The following is an 18,777-nucleotide window of genomic DNA, read 5'->3' on the forward strand; positions in this document are numbered from 1 at the left end:
ACATGAATTTCATATAATATGGAAATATTAAAAGGAAAATTGTTCTAAAATCAGGAGGTTTCCGCAATGACAAGTGATACATTTCCACAACTGCCGCTATCTTATTGGATTGAATCTACTCAGTTTCCTACTTTCCCTCGTTTATCCGAAAATATAAAGACGAAAGTTGCTATTATCGGTGCTGGTATTACAGGTATTACTACTGCCTATTTACTTGCAAAAGAAGGCGTCGATGTTGTTTTAATTGATTCCGGCCGTATTTTAAACGGAACGACTGGGCATACAACAGCGAAAGTAACAGCACAACATGATCTTATTTATGATGAATTAATAAATCATTTCGGTGTAGAAAAGGCCCGGCTTTACTATGAATCAAATAATAAGGCTCTACAATTCATAAATAAAACTGTTCAAACATATAAAATCGACTGTAATTTCTCAAATGAAGATTCATATTTATATACAACTACTGATAACGGATTAAGAAATTTATCGAAAGAATATGAAGCTTATCAAAAATTAAATATACCTTGTGACTATGTTCAATCTCTATCGATTCCTATTCCAGTACAATCTGCGCTTGTAATGAAAAATCAAGCACACTTCCATCCCCTTCTTTATTTAAAAACACTTTTAGAAAAGTTTGTGGAGATGGGCGGCAAAGTTTACGAACAAACAACAGCTATGGATGTGGAAAAGGGCGATTATCCACAAATAATTACAAAAGAGGGCCATCATATCACTTGTGAATATGTCGTCTCTTGTTCACATTTTCCTTTTTATGATGCGAATAGCTTTTTCTTTACGCGAATGTACGCAGAACGCTCCTACGCTCTTGCAATAAAAGCAAAAACGGAGTATCCAGGTGGCATGTATTTAAGTATTGATGATCCAAAGCGCTCCTTACGCTATATAACAAACAATGGAGAAAAATTAATTTTGATTGGCGGAGAGAGTCATAAAACAGGTCAGGGAATAAATACAATGCTTCATTATGAAGCACTCTATTCTTTTGCTGAAGCCACTTTTGGAATAGATGAAGTTCCTTATAGATGGTCAGCACAAGATTTAATTACTCTAGATAAGCTTCCTTATATCGGACATATTAACGAAAGAAATCCAAATATATTTGTTGCAACTGGATATCGCAAATGGGGAATGACAACTGGAACTGCTGCCGCTCACCTACTGAAGGACTCCATCCTAAAAGTTCACAGTCCCTATAAAGAACTGTATGCACCATCACGCTTCCATGCAAATCCAGATATAAAAACGTTCCTCTCCCAAAACATTGATGTTGCGAAACATTTAATTGCAGGAAAGATTGAAACCGCATTACGTAAGCCAGAAGATCTCGAAGTTGGTGAAGGATCTGTCGTACATGTTAACGGTAAACGAGCAGGTGCTTATAAGGATAAAGAAGGAAAATTACATATCGTCGATACAACTTGTACACATCTCGGCTGTGAAGTTGAATGGAATAATGGTGATTGTACTTGGGATTGCCCTTGCCATGGTTCTCGTTTTTCAATTGAGGGAGACGTTCTTGAAGGCCCAGCAGATCAACCGTTAAAACGAGTTGATAATGAGTAAACAAATAAAGAAGTTCAACAAAATTACTGTTGAACTTCTTTATTTGTTATAAACCCTTTTCAGATAAAATTCGACACAAGGAGGAAAATATTAACATTAAATAAAATAATATATTCATCTACAAATTAAAAGGGGTGAATATTATGCAACCTTCAGCTCCACCTCATCTAGAATCTACAGAAACTATCTTTCCAAGCTCTATTACAAAACTTGTTGTTTTTATTTGTTGGCTAGCCATTTTAGCTGATGGATATGATTTAGGTATTTACGGTGCCGTTCTACCAAAGCTCCTAGAAGACAAAAGCTGGGCGCTATCACCAGCGCATGCTGGTACAATTGCAAGCTATGCTTTATTTGGGATGTTTATTGGGGCTATTCTAGTTGGAACGATTACAGATCTAATTGGGCGTAAATGGACGCTTATATGCTGTTTAGCACTTTTTTCTATCACAATGGGTTTAGCGGCTATCGCTCCTTCTCCTGAGTTATTTGGATTATCTCGATTTATAGGAGGAATCGGATTAGGCGGTGTTATCCCAACAGCTTCAGCACTTACTGTTGAATATTCACCAAAAAAAAGGCAATCTTTTATTTATGCTCTTATGTTTACTGGCTATCCTTTAGGTATCGTGTTAGGTGCTATTTTGTCCATGCTTATGTTAGAAGATTTCGGATGGAGAATTATGTTTGGTATCGGAATGATTCCACTACTCCTCATTCCTTTCATTATTCGCTATTTACCCGAGTCCATTCAATTTTTATTATCACGTAATCGCCAAGAAGAAGTGAACCAAATTCTTAATCGTTTTCAAATTGAATTTCATGTAAAAGATAAAACTCATCAAGACCCATCTACTATACGAAAGAAAAATGGATTTTTTACTTTATTCTCAAAAGAATACATAAAAGCAACGCTACTTTTTTGGATCACTTATATAATGGGAATGTTTTTAATATATGGTTTAAACACTTGGTTACCACAGATGATGCGCCAGGCAGGATATCCTCTTGGGTCTAGTCTGTCATTTCTACTTATGCTAAATATTACCGCAGCTATCGGCGCATTATTCGCTGGAGCAATTGCTGATCGTATAGGAGCAAAAATTATTATTAGCATCTCTTATCTTATGGCAGCCATATGTATCGGACTATTAACAATCAAACCATCTGTTACAATCATTTATCTTTTAATTGGCCTTGCTGGTATTGGATCAGTCGGTATTACTCAAATATTAAATGCATATGTAACACAATACTTCCCATCACATATCCGAGCTACCTCCTTAGGCTGGGGACTGGGGCTTGGCCGAGTTGGTGCAATTGCTGGCCCAATTCTCGTCGGTATTATTATGACAATGCAATATGACTTAGCATGGAATTTTTACTTATTCTCCTTTGCAGGTCTTATCGCAGCTATATCTGTTTTCTTCATTCCTACAAAATAAAAAGGGCACAAACTTACTTGTGCTCTTTTTCATATGCTTCAAACAACATATCTCGAAACAATGTATTTAAACTCTCAATATCGATTCCTGATCCCTTTTCAATTCCTTTTACATATTGCTGATAGTAATGAATTTGTTCTTCTAAAAATTGATTTAGCACCTTAATTTTCAATCCAACATCTAATTCAGTACCTGCTTTTTTCTTTATTAACAACTTTTCAATTTCATCTAATACGCTACGTTCTAATGATAATTCTGTAATCAATCGGTCAAATTCTACAGGAGGTAAAGTCGTTTTCTCTTCTAGCCACTTACAAGCTAAAATGGGACGTAATACATAAAAGTACTTTTTCAGCTTTACATTCTCACCTTGCAAAAATTCACGATAATTTTTCGACGCCATATGTAAATAATGATATATCGTTGCTTTTGGATCAAAATTCTTCTCACTCATCTGTTGAAGTAGTTCTGGAAAATTAGAGTTTTTCGAATAAAAAATTGGTGATCGAATCCACTCAAGTAAAGCAGGATTCGACTTCGCGAATAGTTGCAAAGACTTTTTAATATCCCAACCACTTATATCTAAATCATCACTAATTGGATATTCAATTACATCTCGTTTGTCATGAATTGATAAATACCATTCTACCGGATGTATATAAACAAACCTAACATCATAATCGCTATCTTTCGATGGAAAACCCCAAGCACGACTCCCTGATTCTACCGCAAATAAAATTTTCACATCATTCTCTTTTTCAATTCTTTCTAACTCCGACTCGATTTTCTCTCTCATTGCATAACACCTCCATTTTTTGATTATTTCCTTGGAAATTCGACAAATACAATACTAATTTTACTACATACCAAAAAAACTGTCAGAAATTACTGACAGCCTAATGAAACGTCTATTGTTGCTTTTCGATTACAGTAGTAGCAATTCGTTCAAACTCTTTTTGAATCTCCTCTTTATATGCATCTACTATTGAAAAATCCATAGCAGCAATATAAATTCGTTCTAATTTATCACGAACCGATTTTGCTTTCGCTAAGAAAGACATCGCCTCATTCATTTTTGCTTTATATTGAATGGAGACATCACGAATTTCCTTCGCATATTTCTCATCCGTCCCTGGCGTAACAATAAGGGCATACATATCAATAATTTCATCACCCTCGCGACTTGGAAAATATTCATGTGGTGCGGTGCTATCAAAAATTGCAAATCCTAATTCTCTTACGATAACCATATCAAGACTATTCGGGTCAAATCCGCAATGATATACTTCAACTTCAAACCCTTTTTCTTCAGCTGCCTTAGCTAACTTTTTGAGCATCGTTGATTTTCCAGAGCCTGGGCGCCCTTTTATAAAATAACGATGTGGTAACCCTTCTGTTAAATTAGGAACAAAATCAACTGCTCCTTTCGGTGTAGCAGCTCCTAAAAAACGATGTTTTACAAGCGATTGTCTCCCGCTTTTATCTGCAAATAATTTCTGGATTAGCTGATTGGTTAGTTCATTTGCTTTATTAAAATCTATATTATCAATATATATCTTCTCCCACTCATCATGTATAACCAATGCCTCTTTAAAACGTGCGTAAGCAGACTGAAAAGCTTTGCTTGCTTCTGAAACAAATCTTTCAATTTCTAACTTCTGCTTTCTTAGTTTATCTGAGTCCCAAGCAATTCCTAAATTTATATACTCTTCAACAACTCCTGGCATTTTTGGCTCAATAACATGCGGCGATGTCCCATCAACAATTCCTACTTTTAATTTTGGGATAATTACACCATCAACCGATTTATTATCAGAAGAACAATGTAAAAATTCAATATCATATCCTTTTTCAATCCATTCACGACCTATTGCCTTTATTAAAGAAGATTTTCCCGTTCCTGGGCCACCCTTTAAGATAAATAACCTGTCTAATCCTTTTAAATTCTCTTCGTATAAATTGTGAAATCCCCTAGCTGTATTACCACCAGCATAATAATTTAATACATTTCCTGTCACTGCACTCACTCCTTCGCAGCATTCTATTTACATAAGCTACAATATGCGAGCAGCTTTATTTGGGTGAATACCTATTTTGCATTGCACGAAAAAAGGAAATGAATTACAATTTAACTATCGGAAAATTCCGATTTCAAAATTAAATACTTCTTTATCAAGAGAGGCAGAGGGACCGGCCCTTTGAAGCCCAGCAACCTCAGTTTATACAAACTGAATAGGTGCTAATTCCTGCAAAATGCATTGCATTTTGGAAGATAAAACTCAACTAGCATGTAAAGCTCATCTTTCTTGATACTGAAGGATGAGCTTTTTATTATTTGAAAAATATATATTGGAGGTATGTAAAATGAAAGTAATTGATCTATCGCAAACATTTGAAAATAATATGTCTCAATTTCCTGGAACACCTAAAATACAACTAGAAGCTGTTACAAGTGTTGAAGAATCAGGCTATCAAGTTACAGATTTTCATTCTGTCGTTCACGTTGGCACACATTGTGATGCCCCTGCGCATTTTATTTCAGGCGCAACGACCATCGATCAATTACCGCTGGATCAATTTGTAGGCGAAGCTGTTCTTATAGATGTAACACATATTCAAGAGCGAAAATTACCTAAGGCAGTATTGCATAATACTGTCATAAAAGAAGGTGATATTGTTATTTTTCATTCTAATCTATCCACTAAATGGAATACAGAAGCTTATGAGAAAGAAGCATTTTACCTTTCTGAAGAATTAGCTAAAGAACTAGTGCGATTAAAGGTAAAATCTATCGGTTTAGATTTCATTTCTCCTGATGAAGTCACAACAGAAACATCACCGATTCATCACATATTACTAGGGAATAATATTTATTTAATCGAAAACTTAACAAATCTAGATGCTATCGAAACAAAACGTTTCTTTTTCTCAGCCGCACCTTTAAAAATTAAAAATAGTGACGGTGCTTTCGCAAGAGCATTTGCTGTTATATTTTAAACACAACCTATAAAAAAAGCAAAGGCCACTATTGGTCTTTGCTTCTATATTTTCTATTTAAATTAAGAAAGAATTGTTCCACACGGGGACGCACCCAAGCTAAACAATCTATCTCTTTCTTCTTTGTGCAAGCTATCTCTTCTCCATCTACCATTTCAACAAGTTCTAGTTCTAACAGTTGCCTCGTGAATGCTAACATATTCACTTCTTCGGATGGATACTCTTCTTTTAATTTCTCCTCAATTTCCCCCAATAAAAAACCGTCACGCATCATTGCCAATGCATCAATCCAAAGTGGCGGCATTTCATATTTTTCTCCTGTAATTGTATCTTTTACAATATAATTCTTTTGCTCTTTTCGAAATTGAATCGTGTGTAAACATACAGTCGAATTTAATGTTAATTCCATCATACCACCTCTTTCATAATATCTGCATAGAAAAAAGGATGCGCGTGCACCCCTTCTTATCTTTTCATAACACTACTGAACCGCTACATGAGCAATCAATCTCATGTCGATATTTTCCTCCATTATAAACGAAGTATTTTATAAAAAAAACCCTTCTTGAAACATTTTATAAAATGTTTATATTTACACAACAAGAACACTTTTCTGAAAAATCTTTTCTCCCAATACATTAAACGGTCGGCAGAAAAATTTCTACTTTCGTTCCTACTCCTACACTACTTTGGATCGTGATACTCCCTTGATGTTCCTTAATAATTTTATATGTAATCATTAACCCAAGTCCTGTACCAGTCTCCTTTGTTGTGTAAAACGCCTTGCCGATTTTTTCTAACTTCTCATTCTCTATACCAAATCCTTGGTCTTCAACAGAAATACACAAATGTCCTTGCGTTTTTTGATATGCACGAATGTGAATTTCTCCACCCTCTGGCATTGATTCTATTCCATTTTTAATGATATTTAATAACACTTGCTTTAATTGCTTATCATCACCGTTTATAGCCGGTAAATTCCCATCTACTTGTAAATGACATTTAACTCTATATTGCGTTGCATAACTTTCCATTAGATGCACAACATATAGAAGGATGTCTCTTATATTACACCTTTCATAATTTGTTGGCTTTGGTTTTCCTAACAACATCAATTCACTAACAAATCCATTGACTCTTTCAATTTCTTGTAGCATAATGTCGTAGCTCATCGTATCAGTTGGATTTCTTTCTTTTTGCATTTGCGTAAACCCTTTTAACGCTGTTAGCGGATTTCGAATTTCATGGGCAATTGTTGTAGACATAGTCCCAATCACAGCTAAATTTTCCGTCTCTTTCATATTGTTCATCATTTCAACCACTGTTCTTACATAAGATTGAAATCGTTTTAATAAAGAATGTGAAATAATGAAATAAAATACACATAAAACAAGTGGAATTATCACTTTTAAATCTTGTAATAGCAATGTGAAAAATACGTACTTTCCAATTACACTAAAGGACACTAAATAAAAGTATTTTTTATTCACGAAAACTGGGGCAAATAAAATTAATAACATTTCTACCATACTGCCATGTTCAAAAGGTCTATCCGTTCGCAAATAAATCATTAAATTATTCACAAGATTGATAAACATGTACCCAAATAAAAATAAATATTTTACAGAATATACATACCCTCTTTTTTGAAGATATATAGAAATAGGAAATAATGCTATTACAAATATAGGCACACCTATCCCAAGACTACCTTCTGGCCAACCTACCGCTGTTCCACTAATATTCATAGCAGGATATACAAAATAATATATAGCGTCATATAAAAAGAATATAATATAAAATAATAATATAAATACCTTTAAGGCTCTTCTTTCTTCATAAATCAAGCTCTTGTATTTATTCATATAAAAACTCCCCTTGATCGATACAAAAAACTTTCATTGTTATCTCCTTAAAGTATAAGTATGAAATTGCTTTCAGGGCAATATTTAACCTTATAATAATGAAAGGAAGGAGATCTCTCCTTCCTTTTGGTAACAACTTACATCCATCTTACCCTGTCATGTAACAATCCATCCGTAAAATTATTATGCCCCATTACAAAATCCTTCATATATAGATTTAAATACTCACCGTACTTACTTTCTGTATTTAATAACAACTCCTCGACGTAATAAACACCTTGTTCAAATTGATCTAAAAGTAAACTGGACAAGCCCGCATAAATCCCGCACCCTACCTGAAAATACGTTGCATTCGTTTTATATTTACGAAAAACTTGGCTACTATTCATCACATTATACATATATGTCTCACTATTTTCATAAACGAGTAACACACCGACCAAGTCCTCTCCAGCAACCTCTTCTTCCGCTGGATTAAACACTTTACGATTCCAGTTCCATAAATCTTCTACTTGATCTAAGTTCTGTCTAATTATATTTGTTGTATACTCATTAATTCGGTAAAGAAAACCAACTTCCATATTGAAATTTTTCCCTAAAATTAATACTTCCTCATGTGGCATTAAACAGCCATAGAATTCTTTTTCTCCTAACTTCACTTTATACTCTGAAGCATATACATCTTCATAAAAGTAAAGAGGACGATGATGACTCATATACATCGGATAACTCCAGATCGCTTCATCTAAAAATCGCTCTACTGCCCAGGAAGCATAAAGTGTATGTGGCTTTATAAGTGCTGTATCATTCAAAAATGATGTGTCATGTTCTACAATATAACATGCTCTTGGCCTTTCATTTGGTCGTTCCTTCATAAGCTCAACAGCCATCCATTGAACAACACCTGGATTCATACCGGAACCTATAATCGCTTTTGTATTTGTAAATTTCTCTTTCTCCTTCTCAAACCTTGTATATCTTTCCGTAAGCTGAAAGCCGATTAAGCTATCGTCCTGATCTACTGTCTCATTTTCCAAGGCTGAATTAATATAACAAATTCCTAGTTCATTACAGCAGCTTAATACTCTAATCGTATCTGCCCCTGAAACATCAATCACAACACTCGTTCTTTTTTCTTTTAAATGCTTTTTAAATTCCACTACATTTTGAAGGTTTATTTCATATAAATATAATTGACCTTTCAGATTCGAAAACAACTCATCATAATAAGTCCTATCTTTTTGTTTTATATCCACCAAATGAAATTTGGCATTCTTTAATACTTCATAAATTGGATCTTTTTCATTTGCTATCGCTTGATTTAAAATTGCTAAAACTGCTTTTGCTGCTCCACCAGCACTACCAAGCAATGTAATTGATAAAGAATTAGGAAACTGCTCCACAAACAAAACCCCTTTAATAAATTAGTTGAGCAGCTCCTCCTCAAAAAATAAATTGAATACATAAAAAGATAGCTCGTACATATTTCTTTATAAATTAGTGCAAAATTTTCTCAAAAAAATCACACCATAATATATTTATATTCAATTCATTTTCCCCTCATATTCAAATCGAGCTAAACAAATAGGCTCGACCTTTTCTTCTGCATATAAAAGAAAAAGCCAGCCCTTTCAACTAGCTTACGGACAATGGACAGATTTTACATGTTGAATATTTACATACATTTTCGCATCACGTGCTTTTGATATTTCAATATGACCTTCATCAATTTTCGCCATTTTTCCAATTTTATTGGACTCCTCACCTAAATCGAACACCATAATTTTCCCAGCCATTTTAATAAGCTGTTCTTCAAACGTTCGAGCTAACGTAATATTTAACGGATTCACGGGGAGTTCATTTTTATTGAGGGCATAAGGCACTTGATTTTCTTTATACGGAATTAACCATTTCAAGTGTTTTAAAGATATATATACCGTTTTATAAACCGGACTATAAAAAACAATATAATCGTTCATCACACTTGTAACATAACCATGTATTGGAGCATTTCCTGCTACATAAACTTCTGTAAAAATCCCTTTAGAAGTACTTAATACTTTTCTCAAAGAAATTGAAGGGGATTCCCTCTTAATTACAGAATCAACATCTGGTTTTAATATTTCTTCGTCATATGGTCTTAAAAATTTATAGTATTGTACATGATATAAAGATATATATACGTAATCTTGTCCATTGTAAAGAACAACGATATCATTTCCTACATCAATTAATACACCTTTAAACCTTTTTTCACCGATTAATTTAACATATATATTTTCTCCAATACTTTTGTTTAACTCATTCATCTATATCCTCCTTCCTATGAATTTCTTCTTACCTGTCTTCCATTTCTAAAAAAATAATCAGGGCAAAGTTCTGTTTTAATAGTAAGTAATTCCTTTTCATACTATCGAAATAAGAAATTGTTCTTCTCTTTCCCTCATAATGCCCCTCTTATTTATTAAACATTATTCATCTTCATTCTTTTTACATTTAACTACTTGACTCACACTCTTAATATGAGACTTAATTACATAAATAACTTCATCGCCGTTTACTAGTGTAATACAGCCATGGTGTACCTCACTTAATAAACCTTCCACACACTCTGGACCGCCACGATTAATTTTTACCCACTTATACTTCAAGTCTTTTAATATATCTAGAAAAGTATCCTCATCAGAGCAGAAACATGAACTATAGCAATCGCCACATTTACTTTCTTTCACTTTCTTCACTAGACTCTTCACATGTTTCAACTGATAATATACTAATTCACCATGAGGTAACTGTAACGTTAGATAATCTTTTCCTAACGATACGAGCTCACCAACTCGACTTTCTGGTCCACGAAGATTTACTTTTACATTCTCACCAACTAAACATCTAATTTGGTCACAGCATAATACGTTCTCCAATTTCGTATCCCCCTTTCTTATTATCTTCCTCTACTTGATTGTCTTTGTGCACGAGCGCGACCTGAGTTATCGCTACTACTTTCCTTACTGTTACTATCGTCGCTCTCATCGCTCTCTCCGCATGCTAATGCATTATAGTTAACACTTTTAATATGCTTTATTGCAATTAATATAACTTCTTCTTTTACAATTAATGTAACGAAGTCACAAGAAACATCTTGCAAAATGCCTTCCACTTTCTCTGGACCACCGCGATTAATTTTCACCCAGCAATATTTGAAACTTTCAAGTAGTGCTTCAAAGTCGTCTGCACATTCGCAATCTTCCCACTCACCATCACTTGATCCACATTCTTTCGCATTTTTTGTAATACTTTTTAGATGACTAAGTTGATAGTAATAAAGCTCACCTTTTTCATTCTGCAATACAAAGTAGTCCGGACATACTGATATTATTGTTCCTTTTTGAGATTCTGGACCACCCCTGTTTACTCTCACAAAAGATCCAATTAAGTCTTTCAAAAAATCACAATGAAATAAACTCACGAGAAAACCCCTTCCATTAATTTATAAGCTTTTGCACTGATAGTATATGTATCTGTACAGGTTACGTTCTCTATGTTTGTCCTAGCTAGAAAAAAATATGCTTTTAACATGGTAGACTACTACCTATCAAAATTTGAAGAAAGGCTAAGAACTCCTTATGTTTTTGATATCTTTAAACAAAAAAACCCTTATGAAGATACATTTCTGCATATCTTCATAAGGGATTTCCCATAGTTTAATCTTCGTCTTTAACATCCATATCTTCTGGAATTGGTTCGTTCAATATTTCTTCCACTAATTGCTTATATTTCTCCATTTGTTCTAAATGCGTATTGAATTGTTCTTTATTTACTAAATATTGCTCTCCATCGAATAGCGCACGAATTTTCTTTTGCTGAATTAACTCTTCAATATACGATTTTGGTAAATTCAAATACTCCGCAGTCTCTTCTACTGTTATATACAATGCGTTCATTCCTTTATTATTTTTTCATCTATACTGTATCTTACTTTACTTTATTTTTGTAAACAAATAAAAAAGATTTTGTAAATGCAGTTCAAAAAGCAGGTAGATGCATTCCATATATTGTATAGTATTATATAGTAAGAATTTTTTAAATATAGAATGGTATTACCCATTTACACAAAGGAGAGTTAACATATGGCTACTCGTCACATCATTACAATGTTAGAAAAAACACTACAAGTTGAAACAGAAAACACAATTTCTCATTTGAATGTATCTTTATCTGATCGTTTTCTTTCTCAAAGCACAGCAATACATGAAAACAATTGTTATCATACAATTGGTGAATGGTACAAAAATCATTTCTTATTCCAACAAGATGATTTCCTTTGGGCTAAATATGCCTTCTATGACGCATATTGTGAAGCCATCAAAAAACAAGGTCATCTTACAAAACGTGTTCGCCAAATATTAGAATCATTAGCTCGAATGCATGGAAAACAGTATATTGCTTCTATACTAAATATGCCATTTCCTAATGAACGCGCTAAAGGGACAGCGTAATTTAGCCATGTTCTGCGTAAGCAAAACATAGCTAAATTGTTTTCTAGGATGCTTTACCAATAAAATGTTCATATCATATGAACTGATGAAACCGGTGTCATTATAATGATAGAAAATATAGTAAACAGGAAAACCCCCACGTACATCTCTCATCCATTGGAATAGAGAAATACGTGGGGGTATACTTGTTCCTTATTATTTCATCATCTGCTTAATCAGTTCGCGATTTCTCTTCTTAAATACTTCATTATGAGAAGAAACCATTCCATACTCACTTGCATCTGGTTGGATAAATTGTTTTGCTTTATTCACAGCATTTCCAGCATCTTGGAATGCACCTGCAATTAAGTGTAGTTTCCCTTCGTGCTTTAAAATATCTCCAGCAGCATATAATCCATCTACTGAAGACTCACTATTTGCATTACCTGCAATATAATAATTATCTATAATTGCAACGTCTAACTCACTATTTTCTAATAATGTAATGTCGCGTTCATATCCATGATTAATAATAACTTCATCAATAGGTAAATGAGAAACCTCACCTGTTTCATGATTTGTTAATTCTACATATTCGATCGCTTCATGATTATCACCAGCAATTAATTTTGTAATCGATGTATTAAAGAAACACTCCGCTGAGCTGTTCATAAGTTGTTTTACTTGTGCTTCATGACCAGATAATTCTTCTTTTCTATAGGTTACATACACTTTTTTCGCAATTGGTTCTAATTCATTTGCCCAATCAACAGCAGAATTGCCTCCACCGGAAATAATAACTGTTTTACCTTTGAAACGCTTTAAAGATTTAACTGTATAATTTAAATTCGATACTTCAAATCGCTCAGCACCTTCAATAGATAACTTTTGCGGTTTCAATATACCACTTCCTGTTGCGACGATAACTGTTTTTGAAAAGTGTTCTTCGCCAGTACTTGTTTTTAATGTAAAAGTACCATCTTGATTACGAATAATCGATTCTACTTTTGTATCTAATACAACTTCCGGCTTAAATGTTAACCCTTGCTGTACAAGTTGTTCAATTAACTTATCACCTGTAACTGGCAATAGTCCTCCTACATCCCAAATCATTTTTTCCGGATACACATGTATTTTTCCACCTAAATGTGGTTGAAATTCTATTATTTTCGTTCTCATTTCTCTGAGTCCACTATAAAAAGCTGAATAAAGCCCTGCAGGTCCTCCGCCTATCACGGTTACATCAAACAATTCTTCTCGATTCATTCGTGCTCACTCCTCAGCTATTAATCATTGATTATCATTCTCAATAAAATATAACCTGTTTCCGCAAAATTTACAATCAAAATTACTATTGACAATACACCTATATAAAATTATATTATTTAAAGAATCAATAGTGATAATCATTATCATTTTGTTAATAATTAGCAAATTTGAGATTACATCTTCTTTCATTAATATGGTTATTACTATATTATAAAATCTCATATTCAAGATTTTTAATAAATTATTTTGCATTACCACTACTATTTCAAAAAGATTGCAGTTAAACAAATTATTGTATACACATATCATCTATGTTAAAGGAGAAAGACGATGAAAAAGGTATTTATTTCACTAACAGTCCTTTTCGTTCTTGTTATGAGCGCTTGTAGCAATAGCTCTACAGACAAAAAGAACGATGCAAAAGGTAGCAAATCAGAAACAATTACATACCAATCTGAAGATGGTAAAAAAGTAGAAGTTCCTGCAAATCCAAAACGCGTTGTTGTATTATCATCATTCGCTGGTAACGTAATGTCATTAGGTGTAAATCTTGTTGGGGTAGATTCATGGTCTAAACAAAACCCACGTTTTGATAGCAAACTTAAAGATGTTGCTGAAGTATCTGATGAAAATGTTGAAAAAATCGCTGAACTAAATCCAGATTTAATCATCGGTTTATCAAATGTTAAAAATGTCGATAAGTTAAAGAAAATCGCGCCTACTGTAACATACACTTACGGAAAAGTTGATTACTTAACACAGCATTTAGAAATCGGTAAGTTATTAAATAAAGAAAAAGAAGCAAAAACTTGGGTTGATGACTTCAAGAAACGTGCACAAGAAGCTGGCAAAGAAATTAAAGCAAAAATCGGTGAAGATGCAACAGTTTCTGTTGTAGAAAACTTCAACAAACAGCTTTATGTATACGGCGAGAACTGGGGCCGTGGAACAGAAATCCTGTACCAAGAAATGAAATTAAAAATGCCTGAAAAAGTAAAAGAAAAAGCATTAAAAGAAGGTTACTACGCATTATCTACTGAGGTATTACCTGAATTTGCTGGCGATTACTTAATCGTAAGTAAAAACAAAGATACTGATAACTCATTCCAAGAGACAGAATCATATAAAAACATCCCAGCAGTAAAAAATAATCGCGTATATGAAGCAAACATGATGGAATTCTATTTCAATGATCCACTTACATTAGATTTCCAACTAGACTTCTTCAAGAAGAGCTTTCTTGGTAAATAATACAAACATGAGGAATTCTTAATTTAAGAATTCCTCTTCCTTTATTCTATGAACAGAAAAGATGTGAAACGAATGACAAAAGATCATGACAATCCACGTTCTATAGCTTTTACATACAAACTAATTTTAAGCTTAATTGCATTCTTTCTTATTTTTATGGTTGCAATGGTATTAGGTGCTGCAGATACTTCGATAAAAGATGTATGGTTAGCACTCACTTCCTCCGCTAAAGGAGACAAAATATCTATTATTCGAGAAATACGTTTACCACGTGAAGTTGCTGCTATTTTTGTAGGAGCTGGATTAGCCGTTTCTGGAGCAATTATGCAAGGATTAACACGAAATCCACTTGCGGACCCTGGATTATTAGGGCTATCTGGTGGAGCAAATGCTGCGCTTGCACTAACACTTGCTTTCAATCCTTCCATCAGCTATCTTTACTTAACGTTAGCTTGCTTTATCGGTGCTGCAATTGGCGCAATTATGGTATTTGGAATTGGTATGGTGAAAAAAGGCGGCCTTTCTCCTCTTCGAATTGTATTAGCGGGCGCTGCAGTTTCAGCATTTCTACTCGCAATTTCAGAAGGAATTGGCATTTACTTTAAAATTTCACAAGATGTATCACTTTGGACTGCTGGGGGCGTAATTGGAACAACTTGGAGCCAATTAAAAATTATTATTCCAGTCATTTCAATTAGTATCTTTATCGCTATCTTACTAGCAAAAAAATTGACAGTTCTTAGTTTCAGTGAGGAAGTGGCTATTGGACTAGGTCAAAAAATTATTGTTATTAAAACTATTTTATTTATCATTATTATCTTACTTGCAGGTGCATCTGTAGCGCTTGTTGGAAATATGGCATTTATCGGTTTAATGGTACCTCACATGGTACGCCCAATTGTCGGTCCAGATTACCGATTTGTTATACCGATGTCAGCAATTACTGGAGCTTCCTTTATGCTACTTGCAGATACAATCGGACGTACTATTAACGCTCCGTACGAAACACCAGTTGCGGCAATTGTCGCGATTGTAGGATTACCATTCTTCCTGTTCATTGTACGTAAAGGAGGAAAAACATTCTCATGATGCAATCTATTTTAAGAAAACAGCGTCTCATTATACTCGCTTTACTTATAGTAATCATCACAACCATTGTAGTTGGAATGGGACTTGGTTCAGCATCTTTATCTTATGATCGACTACTCCCAACATTAATGGGGCAAGGGACTTTTAAAGAGGAGTTCGTTTTATACTCTTTAAGACTACCTAGAATTGTCATTACATTATTAGCTGGTATGGCTCTCGCTTTATCAGGGGCTATTCTGCAAGGAATTACCCGAAATGATTTAGCTGAACCTGGTATTCTTGGTATTAACTCTGGGGCTGGTGTTGCTGTTGCTATTTTCTTTTTATACTTTCCAATAGACGTAGGTTCATTTCTTTACTTACTACCTGTCGTTGGATTTATTGGGGCATTTCTGACAGCTGTTCTAATTTACGTATTTTCATATAGTAAATCAACTGGACTTCAACCAATACGATTAACATTAACTGGTATCGGTTTTGCATTTGCACTATCTGGAACGATGATTGTCCTTATTTCATCCGCGGATCGTATGAAAGTAGACTTTATTTCAAAATGGATTGCCGGAAATATTTGGGGAGATGACTGGATCTTCGTTTTAGCAATGCTCCCATGGTTAATCATATTAATTCCGTTTATTTTCTATAAAGCAAATCGATTAAACATCTTAGCATTAAACGAACCAGTCGCAATCGGCGTTGGAATTGAAATTGAAAAAGAACGCAGGTACTTATTAGTTGCAGCCGTTGCACTTGCAGCTGCAGCTGTTTCCGTAACAGGAGGAATTAGCTTTATCGGATTAATGGCTCCTCATATCGCGAAATCTTTAGTAGGTCCAAGACATCAAATCTTCATGCCTATCGCCCTTTTAATCGGCGGATGGCTATTATTATTAGCAGATACAATTGGACGAAATATCGTTGATCCTAATGGCATTCCAGCAGGTATTGTCGTTGCTTTAATTGGGGCTCCTTACTTTATGTATTTGTTACTTAAAAAAGCGTAAAAAACACCCTCAAGATCTTTTCTTGAGGGTGTTTTTGTTTCATTCTACTGCTGCCCATACCCTTCAAACTTCTTCGCCAAATTCTCCATCTCATCTTCTGGCAAAAGCTTCGGTTCTCCGACGCTTTTCGTTTGATAATAAATTTGAGCACAAAACTCAATCTCTTCTGCAACAGTAAACGCCATTTTTATATTATTTGCACCAGCAATTAAACCGTGATTTGCAAGTAGCACAGCACGACGATCAATCATGCCTTCAAAAGCAGCCTCTGCTAATTGCTTCGTACCAAATGTTTCATACGGTGCACAGCGAACATTCGGGCCTGCGAAAGCAATTAAATATGATACAGCAGGAAGCTCCCACCCTAATGATGCAATCGTCTTCGCATAGGGTGAATGTGTATGCACAAGCGCATTTATATCTTCACGATTTCTATAATAAATAAGATGCATATCTAGCTCACTGGATGGTTTTCTCTCTCCCTCTACCACTTCACCATCTAAGTTTAATATAACTACATCTTCAGGTTTTGTTTCATAATACTCTAAACCACTTGGACTAATCGCAACAAGACCTTTTTCGCGATTGAAAATACTAATATTACCGCCTGTCCCCTTTGTTAAACCGCTAGAAATCATTTTCTTTCCGTATGCTACAATTTCTTCTCTTTCTTTTTGTAATAACATATACATCCCCCTAAGTATGAAGCTTATGATGACTGACTTTGTATCTATCTACTTATTGAAATAGCTTTTTTAAGTTTTCCATAAACGGTGCTTTTACAATCCCTTTTTCCGTAATAATCGCTGTTACATTTTCATATGGTGTGACATCAAATGCTGGATTATATACTTTACTTTCTTTCGGAGCAGAATATTGTCCGAAGCGATTAATCACTTCAGAACCATCTCTTTCTTCAATCGGAATTTCTTTTCCTGTCGGTGTTTTTAAGTCGATTGTCGGTGTTGGTGCTGCTACATAAAACGGAATGTTGTAGTATTTCGCCAAAATAGATACGCCTAATGTCCCAATTTTATTTGCTACATCACCATTTGCTGCCACACGGTCGCATCCAACGATCACCGCATCAATCTTTCCTTGTGACATGACCATAGCTGCCATATTATCCGTAATAACAGTAACATCAATCCCCGCTCGCTGTAGTTCTAATGCCGTTAACGTTGAACCTTGTAATCTAGGACGTGTTTCATCTGAATAGATTTTTAAGTCCCATCCTTTTTCTTTCGCTAAGTACATTGGAGCTGTCGCAGTACCATACTTAGTCGTCGCTAACGCACCAGCATTACAATGTGTTAATACTCCCATTCCATCATGGAATAACGTCAATGCATGTTCCCCGATCTGACGGTTAATTTCTTCATCTTCTCTATGAATCTCTTTTGCCTCTTCTAGTAATCTATTTTTCAACTGTGAGATTGATAAGTGAGCATTATCTGTCGCTACACTTTCCATTCTTTCAAGCGCCCAAAATAAATTTACTGCAGTCGGTCTTGATGTCGCCAAGTATGTACATACTTTTCTTACTTCATCCATAAATCCTTCTTCCGTATTTTCAGCAAATCCCTTTATCCCTAAATACACTCCATAAGCTGCTGAAACACCAATCGCTGGTGCACCTCGTACTTTCATTACTTGAATCGCATCCCACACACTTTCAGCTGTTTTAAAAGATTCATAGACAATTTCATTCGGTAATAACGTTTGATCTAACAAAACTAAAGCATCATTTTTCCACTGAATTGGTATTAATTGCTCTTCCATCATATTC

Annotated in this window: 19 protein-coding genes and 1 riboswitch; of the genes, 7 read left to right on the forward strand and 12 right to left on the reverse strand. The window is 34.5% G+C overall.

Features of this window, described 5'->3' with window-relative positions:
• Nucleotides 1-66 precede the first annotated feature (66 nt).
• Nucleotides 67-1,593, forward strand: coding sequence for an FAD-dependent oxidoreductase (locus ACO6VI_RS13120; RefSeq protein ID WP_000199990.1), 1,527 nt, complete (start codon nucleotides 67-69; stop codon nucleotides 1,591-1,593).
• A gap of 143 nt (nucleotides 1,594-1,736) precedes the next feature.
• Complete coding sequence (locus ACO6VI_RS13125; RefSeq protein WP_001183081.1) at nucleotides 1,737-3,038, forward strand: MFS transporter; 1,302 nt, start codon at nucleotides 1,737-1,739, stop codon at nucleotides 3,036-3,038.
• A 13-nt stretch (nucleotides 3,039-3,051) separates the two neighbouring features.
• Here ACO6VI_RS13125 and ACO6VI_RS13130 read toward each other — a convergent pair whose 3' ends face one another.
• Together ACO6VI_RS13130 and ACO6VI_RS13135 are read right to left on the reverse strand one after the other, a co-directional pair.
• Entirely contained in the window at nucleotides 3,052-3,834 is a 783-nt protein-coding gene (locus tag ACO6VI_RS13130; RefSeq protein ID WP_063546321.1) for a nucleotidyltransferase domain-containing protein, read from the reverse strand.
• A 112-nt stretch (nucleotides 3,835-3,946) separates the two neighbouring features.
• Nucleotides 3,947-5,056 (reverse strand): PRK06851 family protein, encoded by a 1,110-nt coding sequence (locus tag ACO6VI_RS13135; RefSeq protein WP_063546319.1) that lies wholly within the window; start codon nucleotides 5,054-5,056, stop codon nucleotides 3,947-3,949.
• 148 nt (nucleotides 5,057-5,204) lie between these two features.
• Nucleotides 5,205-5,317: riboswitch (SAM riboswitch) on the forward strand.
• Nucleotides 5,318-5,402: 85 nt separating this feature from the next.
• Between ACO6VI_RS13135 and ACO6VI_RS13140 the strand changes: the two genes are divergently transcribed.
• Entirely contained in the window at nucleotides 5,403-6,035 is a 633-nt protein-coding gene (locus ACO6VI_RS13140) for a cyclase family protein (protein WP_063546317.1), read from the forward strand.
• 28 nt (nucleotides 6,036-6,063) lie between these two features.
• Here the strand turns inward: ACO6VI_RS13140 and ACO6VI_RS13145 are convergent, their stop codons facing one another.
• From ACO6VI_RS13145 to ACO6VI_RS13175, 7 genes are all read right to left on the reverse strand, one after another.
• Nucleotides 6,064-6,444, reverse strand: a complete 381-nt coding sequence (locus ACO6VI_RS13145; protein ID WP_000424116.1) for a hypothetical protein — start codon at nucleotides 6,442-6,444, stop codon at nucleotides 6,064-6,066.
• Between the two features lie 229 nt (nucleotides 6,445-6,673).
• On the reverse strand, nucleotides 6,674-7,900 hold the full coding sequence (locus tag ACO6VI_RS13150) for an ATP-binding protein (RefSeq protein ID WP_161520391.1): 1,227 nt from the start codon (nucleotides 7,898-7,900) through the stop codon (nucleotides 6,674-6,676).
• Between the two features lie 137 nt (nucleotides 7,901-8,037).
• Nucleotides 8,038-9,303 carry an S-adenosylmethionine decarboxylase related protein gene (locus ACO6VI_RS13155; RefSeq protein ID WP_161520392.1) on the reverse strand — a complete coding sequence of 422 codons (1,266 nt, stop codon included), beginning with the start codon at nucleotides 9,301-9,303 and terminating at the stop codon, nucleotides 8,038-8,040.
• A 237-nt stretch (nucleotides 9,304-9,540) separates the two neighbouring features.
• Nucleotides 9,541-10,209, reverse strand: coding sequence for a hypothetical protein (locus tag ACO6VI_RS13160; RefSeq protein WP_063546311.1), 669 nt, complete (start codon nucleotides 10,207-10,209; stop codon nucleotides 9,541-9,543).
• A gap of 162 nt (nucleotides 10,210-10,371) precedes the next feature.
• Nucleotides 10,372-10,821, reverse strand: a complete 450-nt coding sequence (locus tag ACO6VI_RS13165; protein ID WP_063546309.1) for a hypothetical protein — start codon at nucleotides 10,819-10,821, stop codon at nucleotides 10,372-10,374.
• A gap of 20 nt (nucleotides 10,822-10,841) precedes the next feature.
• Nucleotides 10,842-11,366 carry a hypothetical protein gene (locus ACO6VI_RS13170; protein ID WP_063546307.1) on the reverse strand — a complete coding sequence of 175 codons (525 nt, stop codon included), beginning with the start codon at nucleotides 11,364-11,366 and terminating at the stop codon, nucleotides 10,842-10,844.
• 235 nt (nucleotides 11,367-11,601) lie between these two features.
• On the reverse strand, nucleotides 11,602-11,841 hold the full coding sequence (locus ACO6VI_RS13175) for a helix-turn-helix domain-containing protein (protein ID WP_001998970.1): 240 nt from the start codon (nucleotides 11,839-11,841) through the stop codon (nucleotides 11,602-11,604).
• A 186-nt stretch (nucleotides 11,842-12,027) separates the two neighbouring features.
• Between ACO6VI_RS13175 and ACO6VI_RS13180 the strand changes: the two genes are divergently transcribed.
• A complete protein-coding gene (locus tag ACO6VI_RS13180) occupies nucleotides 12,028-12,396 on the forward strand; it encodes a hypothetical protein (protein WP_000235475.1) in 369 nt (122 codons plus the stop codon).
• 195 nt (nucleotides 12,397-12,591) lie between these two features.
• Here ACO6VI_RS13180 and ACO6VI_RS13185 read toward each other — a convergent pair whose 3' ends face one another.
• A complete protein-coding gene (locus ACO6VI_RS13185; protein WP_001078299.1) occupies nucleotides 12,592-13,641 on the reverse strand; it encodes an NAD(P)/FAD-dependent oxidoreductase in 1,050 nt (349 codons plus the stop codon).
• A gap of 333 nt (nucleotides 13,642-13,974) precedes the next feature.
• On the opposite strand from ACO6VI_RS13185, the gene ACO6VI_RS13190 reads away from it, so the two are divergent.
• The 3 genes from ACO6VI_RS13190 to ACO6VI_RS13200 are packed head-to-tail and all read left to right on the forward strand — an operon-like array spanning nucleotide 13,975 to nucleotide 16,988.
• Complete coding sequence (locus tag ACO6VI_RS13190; RefSeq protein WP_422423462.1) at nucleotides 13,975-14,895, forward strand: iron-hydroxamate ABC transporter substrate-binding protein; 921 nt, start codon at nucleotides 13,975-13,977, stop codon at nucleotides 14,893-14,895.
• 48 nt (nucleotides 14,896-14,943) lie between these two features.
• Nucleotides 14,944-15,984, forward strand: a complete 1,041-nt coding sequence (locus tag ACO6VI_RS13195; protein WP_140157275.1) for a FecCD family ABC transporter permease — start codon at nucleotides 14,944-14,946, stop codon at nucleotides 15,982-15,984.
• Entirely contained in the window at nucleotides 15,981-16,988 is a 1,008-nt protein-coding gene (locus ACO6VI_RS13200) for a FecCD family ABC transporter permease (protein ID WP_088019929.1), read from the forward strand. The genes ACO6VI_RS13195 and ACO6VI_RS13200 overlap by 4 nt, the downstream gene beginning before the upstream one ends.
• A 44-nt stretch (nucleotides 16,989-17,032) precedes the next feature.
• On the opposite strand, the gene ACO6VI_RS13205 is transcribed toward ACO6VI_RS13200, so the two are convergent.
• Both ACO6VI_RS13205 and mtnA read right to left on the reverse strand, forming a co-directional pair.
• Complete coding sequence (locus tag ACO6VI_RS13205; protein WP_161520393.1) at nucleotides 17,033-17,674, reverse strand: L-fuculose-phosphate aldolase; 642 nt, start codon at nucleotides 17,672-17,674, stop codon at nucleotides 17,033-17,035.
• A 52-nt stretch (nucleotides 17,675-17,726) separates the two neighbouring features.
• Nucleotides 17,727-18,773 carry an S-methyl-5-thioribose-1-phosphate isomerase gene (gene mtnA, locus ACO6VI_RS13210; protein WP_161520394.1) on the reverse strand — a complete coding sequence of 349 codons (1,047 nt, stop codon included), beginning with the start codon at nucleotides 18,771-18,773 and terminating at the stop codon, nucleotides 17,727-17,729.
• Between the last annotated feature and the right edge of the window lie 4 nt (nucleotides 18,774-18,777).

Source organism: Bacillus sp. PSXD-155, from assembly GCF_049310765.1.
GTDB classification, from domain to species: Bacteria; Bacillota; Bacilli; order Bacillales; family Bacillaceae_G; genus Bacillus_A; species Bacillus_A cereus.

What these genes read in the sequence shown, in the direction of transcription:
- ACO6VI_RS13120 (WP_000199990.1), top strand. Translation starts at nt 67, where the DNA reads ATGACAAGTGATACATTTCCACAACTGCCGCTATCTTATTGGATTGAA.
- mtnA (WP_161520394.1), bottom strand. Translation starts at nt 18,773, where the DNA reads ATGATGGAAGAGCAATTAATACCAATTCAGTGGAAAAATGATGCTTTA.
- ACO6VI_RS13140 (WP_063546317.1), top strand. Translation starts at nt 5,403, where the DNA reads ATGAAAGTAATTGATCTATCGCAAACATTTGAAAATAATATGTCTCAA.
- ACO6VI_RS13190 (WP_422423462.1), top strand. Translation starts at nt 13,975, where the DNA reads ATGAAAAAGGTATTTATTTCACTAACAGTCCTTTTCGTTCTTGTTATG.
- ACO6VI_RS13200 (WP_088019929.1), top strand. Translation starts at nt 15,981, where the DNA reads ATGATGCAATCTATTTTAAGAAAACAGCGTCTCATTATACTCGCTTTA.
- ACO6VI_RS13125 (WP_001183081.1), top strand. Translation starts at nt 1,737, where the DNA reads ATGCAACCTTCAGCTCCACCTCATCTAGAATCTACAGAAACTATCTTT.
- ACO6VI_RS13195 (WP_140157275.1), top strand. Translation starts at nt 14,944, where the DNA reads ATGAACAGAAAAGATGTGAAACGAATGACAAAAGATCATGACAATCCA.
- ACO6VI_RS13145 (WP_000424116.1), bottom strand. Translation starts at nt 6,444, where the DNA reads ATGGAATTAACATTAAATTCGACTGTATGTTTACACACGATTCAATTT.
- ACO6VI_RS13175 (WP_001998970.1), bottom strand. Translation starts at nt 11,841, where the DNA reads ATGAACGCATTGTATATAACAGTAGAAGAGACTGCGGAGTATTTGAAT.
- ACO6VI_RS13185 (WP_001078299.1), bottom strand. Translation starts at nt 13,641, where the DNA reads ATGAATCGAGAAGAATTGTTTGATGTAACCGTGATAGGCGGAGGACCT.
- ACO6VI_RS13130 (WP_063546321.1), bottom strand. Translation starts at nt 3,834, where the DNA reads ATGAGAGAGAAAATCGAGTCGGAGTTAGAAAGAATTGAAAAAGAGAAT.
- ACO6VI_RS13180 (WP_000235475.1), top strand. Translation starts at nt 12,028, where the DNA reads ATGGCTACTCGTCACATCATTACAATGTTAGAAAAAACACTACAAGTT.
- ACO6VI_RS13205 (WP_161520393.1), bottom strand. Translation starts at nt 17,674, where the DNA reads ATGTTATTACAAAAAGAAAGAGAAGAAATTGTAGCATACGGAAAGAAA.
- ACO6VI_RS13160 (WP_063546311.1), bottom strand. Translation starts at nt 10,209, where the DNA reads ATGAATGAGTTAAACAAAAGTATTGGAGAAAATATATATGTTAAATTA.
- ACO6VI_RS13150 (WP_161520391.1), bottom strand. Translation starts at nt 7,900, where the DNA reads ATGAATAAATACAAGAGCTTGATTTATGAAGAAAGAAGAGCCTTAAAG.